This is a genomic window from Allobosea sp. TAB14 (genome assembly GCF_052113865.1).
In the GTDB taxonomy this organism is placed as follows: Bacteria; Pseudomonadota; Alphaproteobacteria; order Rhizobiales; family Beijerinckiaceae; genus Allobosea; species Allobosea spartocytisi.
The window spans coordinates 1-7062 of sequence record NZ_JBFRDQ010000206.1 but is presented as its reverse complement, the minus strand read 5'-3'; the positions used below and the strand labels follow the sequence as shown (position 1 = coordinate 7062).

8 protein-coding genes are annotated in these 7062 nt (G+C 67.5%); 2 read left to right on the top strand and 6 right to left on the bottom strand.

The annotated features are described in order from the left end of the window. The 5 genes from AB4Y99_RS23585 to AB4Y99_RS23565 form a co-directional block, all read right to left on the bottom strand. On the bottom strand, nt 1–356 hold a 356-nt coding region (locus AB4Y99_RS23585; protein ID WP_465248678.1), incomplete at its 3' end, for a polysaccharide deacetylase family protein. A 13-nt stretch (nt 357–369) separates the two neighbouring features. After that, nucleotides 370–1326: a TMAO reductase system protein TorT gene (locus AB4Y99_RS23580; RefSeq protein ID WP_441525032.1), complete on the bottom strand. Its 957-nt coding sequence runs from the start codon at nt 1324–1326 to the stop codon at nt 370–372. Beyond that, the gene (locus AB4Y99_RS23575; RefSeq protein ID WP_441525031.1) at nt 1323–2288 is read right to left on the bottom strand and encodes an ABC transporter permease; all 966 of its coding nucleotides are present in this window, start codon (nt 2286–2288) and stop codon (nt 1323–1325) included. Before AB4Y99_RS23575 ends, AB4Y99_RS23580 begins: the two co-directional genes overlap by 4 nt. Further along, on the bottom strand, nt 2285–3286 hold the full coding sequence (locus tag AB4Y99_RS23570) for an ABC transporter permease (protein ID WP_441525030.1): 1002 nt from the start codon (nt 3284–3286) through the stop codon (nt 2285–2287). The genes AB4Y99_RS23575 and AB4Y99_RS23570 overlap by 4 nt, the downstream gene beginning before the upstream one ends. Next, a complete protein-coding gene (locus AB4Y99_RS23565) occupies nt 3283–4785 on the bottom strand; it encodes a sugar ABC transporter ATP-binding protein (protein WP_441525029.1) in 1503 nt (500 codons plus the stop codon). Before AB4Y99_RS23565 ends, AB4Y99_RS23570 begins: the two co-directional genes overlap by 4 nt. Nucleotides 4786–5079: 294 nt before the next feature. On the opposite strand from AB4Y99_RS23565, the gene AB4Y99_RS23560 reads away from it, so the two are divergent. Both AB4Y99_RS23560 and AB4Y99_RS23555 read left to right on the top strand, forming a co-directional pair. Next, nucleotides 5080–5835 (top strand): LysR substrate-binding domain-containing protein, encoded by a 756-nt coding sequence (locus tag AB4Y99_RS23560; protein ID WP_441525028.1) that lies wholly within the window; start codon nt 5080–5082, stop codon nt 5833–5835. Between the two features lie 75 nt (nt 5836–5910). Next, the gene (locus AB4Y99_RS23555; RefSeq protein ID WP_441525027.1) at nt 5911–6417 is read left to right on the top strand and encodes a RidA family protein; all 507 of its coding nucleotides are present in this window, start codon (nt 5911–5913) and stop codon (nt 6415–6417) included. Between the two features lie 303 nt (nt 6418–6720). On the opposite strand, the gene AB4Y99_RS23550 is transcribed toward AB4Y99_RS23555, so the two are convergent. Further along, the coding region (locus AB4Y99_RS23550; protein ID WP_441525026.1) for a hypothetical protein at nt 6721–7062 on the bottom strand (342 nt) is incomplete at its 5' end.

Below are 7062 nucleotides of genomic sequence, written 5' to 3'. Positions count from 1 at the left end.
GAATTGGTGCGGCCATGGGCGACGATCTCGTCGCCGCGGCGGCGATGGGCCGCGACCAGCTCCGGGCAGTGCTCGTAGCATTCGGTGTTGAGCAGCACCGAGAGCGGCAGGCGGTACTCGTCGAACAGCTCGATCAGCCGCCAGCCGCCGACGCGGTTGCCGTATTCGCGCCAGGCCCAGTTGTAGGTGTTGGGGTGCTGGAGCCCGGGCGAATAAGGCAGGCCGAGCCCCGAGCCATAGGCGAAGTGCTCGACGCAGAGCGCGACATAGACCGCAAGCCGCTTGCCGCCCGGCCAGGTGAAGTCCGGCCGGTCGACGATCGGGGAGTAGGGGAAGCGTCCGGGGGTAGGCAGCATGAGCGTGCGTCCGTCAGGGGCGATAATCGGCCGGYGCGACGACCGAGGAGAGATCGACGGTCGCGACGTTCTCGCGCGTCACCAGCAGGGCCGGCAGCACGACGCGGGCCTCGACCGGTTGCTTGGCTGMGGCCTTCAGCGCCTGCGCCATCGCGGCCTTGCCCTGGGCGACAACCTGCTGGATCGAGGTGCAGGCGAGGTCGCCGTCCTTCAGCATCTGCTGGGCGGTTGGGCTGAAATTCGAGGCCGAGACCTTCACCGGCTTGCCTGCCGACTTGAAAGCCGAGACGACGCCCGCGGCCATGTCATCGGTCGCCGCATAGATRCCGGCGAGGTCGGGGAAGCGCTGCGTCCAGTCCTCGGCGGTGCCGAGCGCGGCATTGCGGTTGTCGGCGAGGCGTGATTCCGCGACGATCTTGACGTCCGGYGCGGCTTTCGCCAGCGCCTCGCGGAAGCCTTTGGCGCGCAGGTCCGACCAGGCCTGGCCGGCGGGGCCCGCCATCATCGCGATCGTGCCCTTGCCGCCGACCGCCTTGGCAAGGCATTCAGCCTGGAGCTTGCCCATGTCGGCATGGTCGGCGCTGACCAGCGAAGCGAGCTTCGGCGTGTTCGGTGGCGAGGAGATGCCGACGACCGGGATGCCAGCCTCGATCGCGCGCTCGACGATCGGCTTCACCGCATCGCCATTGGTGGCGCCGATCACGATCGCCGCGACCTTGCGCTGGATCAGGTCCTGCACCTGGGCGATCTGCTGCGAGGCGTTGGCGTCGCCGCCRGCATTGAGCTTCAGCACCTTGGCGCCGCCCGCCTTCGCCTCGCTCTCCATGCCGTAGACGGCCGAGATCCAGAAGGAGGAGGCGAGGTTGGGCACGGCGATGCCGATCGTCTTCTCCTGGGCGAGGGCCGGCTGCGCCAGCGCTGAGGCAGCGATCGAGGCGAGCAGGAGGCTACGGCGGGACAGGAATGTCATGGCGATACGTCCTTGGGCTGGCGGTTGCGGGTGAGAAGCGAGCGGAGGGCGGTATCCATCAGGCCGGAGCCGAGGATGACGAGGCCGACGGTGACCTGCGCCAGGAAGGGCGAGAMACCGGTGAGGTTGAGCCCGGTCAGCACGACCTGGACAAAGAAGGCACCGGCCGCGACCGCGATGGCGTTGGCGACGCCACCCGACAAAGCRGTCCCGCCGATGATCGCSGCGGCGATCGCCTGCAACTCCATGCCGGCGCCTTCGGTCGGCAGGCCGGCGCCGGCCCGGGCCGTCATCAGCGCGCCTGCCAGGCCGGCGAAGAGGCCGCAGAGCTGGTAGGCGCGGATTTGGAGCGCGCCGGCATCGGCGCCGACCAGGCCMACGGCTTCGGGATTGGCGCCGAGCATCAGGATGCGCTTGCCGAGCGTGGCATGGCYCAGGAGGAACTGGGCGCCGAGGACGCAGGCMAGGGCGAGCCAGGCGAASGGCGGCAGGCCGAGCGCGGGATCGAAGGCGAGGCTGGTGGCATGGCCGGCCTCGGCGAGCGGCACGGCCTGGCCATCATCGCTGACCAGCAAGGCGAYGCCCTTCAGCGCGACGAGTGAGCCGAGCGTCGCGACGATGGGCTGGAGGGCAAGGCGGCCGACGAGCCAGCCATTCAGCGTGCCGCAGGCCAGGCCGACCAGYGGGGCGACAATCAGACCCGCCAGCCCGAAGCYGTTGGCYGCCATGGCGGCGAGCGTTCCCGCGAGCGCSGCGATCGCGCCGACCGAGATGTCGAAGCCGCGAGCGGCAAGGGCGAACATCTGGCCGGTTGCGAGCARGACGAGGACCCARGCCTGGCCGGCGATGCTGGCGGCATTGCCGAGCGAGAGGAAGCCGGGTGCGATCGCAGCGAAGATCAGGCTGGCGGCGAGGATGCCGGCAGGGGCGACCAGGAGGCGGGGMGCGATGATCTGGTTCATCCGCGCCTCCCAKTGGTMAGCACGCGGACYGCRTTGCCGAGGAAGGCCCAGTCGCGCTGGAGCAAAACGGCGCCGATGACGAGTATGCCGAGCAGGATGAGCTGGTAGGCCGTCGGCAGGTTGAGCAGCACCACGATGTTGTTGAGCATGGCGACGATCAGCACGCCGCAGGCGACCTGCAGGACATTGCCGCGCCCGCCGCCGAGTGGCAGCCCGCCGACGGCGCAGGCGGCGATGGTCTCGAAGGGSAGGTTCGGCGCRAGCATGGGCTGGCCCGAGGCGACGCGGCTGGTCAGGATCACGGCGCCGAGCGCGCAGAACAGGCCGGCCACGGCATAACCGGCAAAGACGAGGCGAGGCACGGACAGTCCGGCGAGCCTGGCGGCCGTCGCATTGGCGCCGACCAGATACCAGCCGCGCCCGAGCCGGGTCTCCGCCAGCAGCAGATGCAGTGCGGCGAAGGCGATGGCGGCACACAGGATCGGCACGGGGATGCCGAAGACACGGCCGCGGGCYGGGAAGGAGAAGGCGTYCGAGGGCGGCGCATCGATCGGCAGCCCGCCGGCGAGCCAGGCAGCGAGGCCCGAGGCGATCATCAGCATGCCMAGCGTCGCGATCACCGGCSGCACGGAAAAGCGGGCGACGAGCAGGCCGTTGATCATCCCGATCGCGACGATSAGCAGGCTGCCGAGGAGGAAGGCACCGACGACGCCGATTGTCGGCAGGGCCATGACSATGACGACGCTCGCCAGCGCCGCGGAGGCGCCGAAGGAGAACTCGATGCCGGCGAGGATGACGACGATAGCCTGGCCGCAGGCGACGATGCCGAGGATCGCAGCGATGCGCAGGACGTTCTCGACATTGCCGAGCGWGCCGAAGCGCGGCACCGCRAGGGCCGCCAGYCCGAAGAGCAGCGCCGTCACGATCAGAATGGCGGGCGGGCGCAGAAAGGCGGSCATGCYGGACGGGCCCCGGTCGCCGAGAGGGAAACTGCTCATGCGGCGGCCTTTCCGGCGAGCGCGGCCATGATCGTCTCGGTCGAGGCGTCGCCGGGCAATTCCTTGGCAATCACCYCGTCGCGGACCACGAGGTAACGGTCGCAGAGCGCGGTCAGCTCATCGAGATCGCTCGATGCGATCAGGACAGSGACGCCGCTGCGGGCCATCTCAATGACGGCGCGATGGATCATGGCGCGKGCGGCGACATCGACACCGCGCGTCGGCTCGAGCAGGAYCAGCGCCCGCAGGTCCGGCAGMGCAAGGCAACGCGCGATCAGCAGCTTCTGCTGATTGCCGCCGCTGAAGCTTGCGGCCTCGGCATCAGGACGGGCSGGATGMAGGTGCAGGCGSCGCAGCAGCGGCTCGATCGCCGTGCGTTCGCGTGCCTTGCCGAGAAGGCCGCGGGCGGAGAAACGCGACAGGGCGCTGGCGGAGGCGTTGCCGATCGCGCTGACCGGAGGAAACAGCCCCTCGGCATGGCGGTCGGCCGGGACATAGGCGACGCCGAGCCGGACGGCTTCACGCCGGTCTCCAAGCGCGAAGCGCCGCTCGCCGACGGCGATCTCGCCTGTGCCGGGCGCGGCGCCGGCCATGGTGGCGGCGATGGCAAGCGCTCCGGAGCCGACCAGTCCGGCAAGGCCGACGATTTCGCCGGCGCGCACCGAGAGATCGAGGCTGTGGCCGGTCGCCATGCGCACATTGACTGCAGTCAGGACAGGCTCCGTCCGGGCGCTGCCGGAACGATGCTCGTGCTCGATRTGCATGCCSAGCATCGCCTTGACCAGCGTGGCGCGGTCATGCCGGCCGATCGGGGCGGCGTCGATTACGGTCGCGCCGTCGCGCAGCACCGTGACCTCGTCGGCGAGACGCTCGATCTCGTCGAATTTGTGCGAGATGAAAAGGACGGCTGCACCCTGCGTGCAGAGGTCGCGGACCACSGCGAAGAGCCGGTCGGCCTCTGCGCCGTTCAGCGCTGCCGTAGGTTCGTCGAGGACCAGGATCCGGCAATTCCGACCGACGCCGCGGGCGATCTCGAGCAATYGGCGYTCRCCGAGCGAGAGCGACGAAACCGGGCGATCGAGATCGAGGTCGAGCCCGACCCGGGCGAGCCMCGCCTTGGCCTCGYCGCGCGRCACCAGTGCCCTGCCGCTGAGGCCGGCCCGGCCGGCGGCGAGCTGGAAGGCAGAGAGATTGTCGAGGACGGAGAGCTCGGGAAACAGGCTGAGATGCTGGTAGATCGGTACGATCCCAGCGGCGATCGCCTCGGCCACCGAGTGGAAGGCAGCYGGATTCCCACCAAGGGAGACGCCGCCGCTGTCAGGTTTCACCGCGCCGACGATGATCTTGACCAAGGTCGACTTGCCGGCGCCGTTCTCGCCGAGGAGTGCATGGACGCGACCGGCGCGCAGCGTGAGATCAGCGCTGCGCAGCGCACAGGTCGCGCCATAGCGTTTGGCGATGTCGCGCATGGCGAGCGCGATCGCTGGCTCGATCGTCATCGGCAATTCCCCATTCACCTGAAGCGGGCCTTTCGGCTGCACCGGTGTTGTCGTGACGATGGGACTGCCGCTCGATCGTCACAAACGAATTGTTCGGCGCTCATGCATGATCTACTCTCATGCATGAGWGAGGTGATGCATGCGAAAGAGGCGAYTGCCGCCGTTGAATGCGCTGCGGGGCTTTGACGCCGCTGCGCGGCACCTCTCCATCTCGGGCAGGAGCTTTTTCACCGCCTGACCCGCAGGATCGAGCTCACCGCCGAGGGTGAGCAGTTCTTCCAGAGCGTGGARAGCATGCTCGACGAGCTCGAGCGYGCCGCCGGCCGTTTCACCCGCCGCCGCGACCGAGCGACGCTGACGGTGTCCGTMCTGCCGACGATCGCCTCGGTCTGGCTGATGCCGCGGCTYCATCACTTCACCAGCCAGCACCCGGAGATCGAGCTGCGCGTCGTCTCGTCGATCGAGCCGGCCGACCTGCTCGCGCACGACGCGGATGTCGCGATCCGTGTCGGCCGCCTGCCGGGTCGGCACTATGAGCGCAACCAACCGCGCATTGAATTGTCGATGCTGACGCGTTGGGACGGGGTCCATGCCGACGAACTCTTCCCGGATCGGCTCGTGCCGGTCTGTTCACCGGGCCTGATCGGCGAAACGGAGATCACTCCGGTCGATCTGGTGCGCTGGCCGCTGATCCATACTTCGACGCGCCGCCATGCCTGGCCGGATTGGCTCAAGGCCCATGGCGTCCGCGCAGCGGTCGAGATCGAGCAGACGCTGCAGTTCGGACATTTCTTCATGTCGCTGGATGCGGCACGGCAGGGCCGCGGCATCGCGCTCGTGCCCGACATCGTGCTGGCGCATCCGGACGGGATGCGGGGGCTCGTCATGCCGGTGGCCGGCGATCTAGAAAGCGCAGGCGAGTACTATCTGCTGATCCACGAGACACGGCTGGATGAGCGCCACGTTCAACAGTTCCGCTCCTGGGCRCTCGCCGAGGCCTTCCGGGCRCGGGAGGCGCTGCCAGCGATGATGCATGAGCCAGCCTCATAGATAAGCGGCTATTTTTTCGATTGTGAACCGGCTCTGCTTCGGTGCTGCTTCAGGCAACGAAACGAGGGGACAACCATGCCGGGCTTCAAGGCCTTCGCCGYCGTATGGCTGTTGACAGGAACACAGGTTGCCATGAGTGCCGATATCGAACGTTTCCACTTGAATGACKCATCGCCGTACAAGAACCAGTTCCTGGAATCGCTGCTGGTTCCCTCGGGGACCGAYCTTCTGATGCTGAGCGGCGTGACTCCGCCGATCGTCGACGCGACGGTTCCAGATGACACCGTCGCCGCCTACGGCGACACCGAGACGCAGACGCGAGRGATACTCAAAGACATCGCTACCACGCTCGCCAAGCGCGGATTTGCGATGAGCGATGTCGTCAAGATGCAGGCTTTCCTCGTCGGCGATCCTGCGAAAGRCGGCAAAGCCGATTTTCAGGCCTTCTCGAAAGCCTATCTCGAATTCTTTGGCACATCCCRGAACCCCAATATTCCGGTCCGCACACGTGCCCAGGTCACCAGCCTTGTCTGGCCGGGCTGGCTCGTGGAAATTGAGGTCATCGCGGCAAAGCGGCGCTGACTTCACGAGGGCAGAGTCCGGGACATCTGGCAAGATCGGGCCCATGACCTGTTGCCTGATCTGCCGAGTCCGAGGTTTGCAAGGGATCAGATGTGCGAGGCTCCCCATTGACCCCTCAGAYMGTCGATTAGGTGCCGGCTCCCCGGCAAGCTTCGACTCAAGAGATTTGSCCGCGATCGATYTGCGGCTGTGGGATGAAGTCAGCGCGAAGCCATGTGTCGAAGGTATCGAYGCTGATCATCAGCATCTCAGCGGCCGTCTTTCGATCGACGAAGACGCGCTGAACCTGAGCGCGCGCCATGGCTATGCCCTCCTCAGCGCGTTGCCGGAGGAGACCATGCGAAAGCCGGCCTCGAACTCGAGATCGACGCTGTTCATCGTGCCGCGCGCGAAGACCCAACAGCGCTGGCCTTTGCGGCCATGGCCGTCCCAGCGATATCGGTAGACCTGAGCGGATTGGCTGCCGACGTTCTGGCCGGGGGTTGGCTTGAGAACGTCGGCAGCCTGCGCATCCGCCGATGGGAAAGGCCAGACGGGCGCCTCAAGATGACGCAATGCGCGGTTCGTAGCATCAACTATTTGGAGGGGGTCAACCATGGTCAGCGCTCCCGCTTCCGTGGATGCGATTATCCAGAGCGTGCCAAC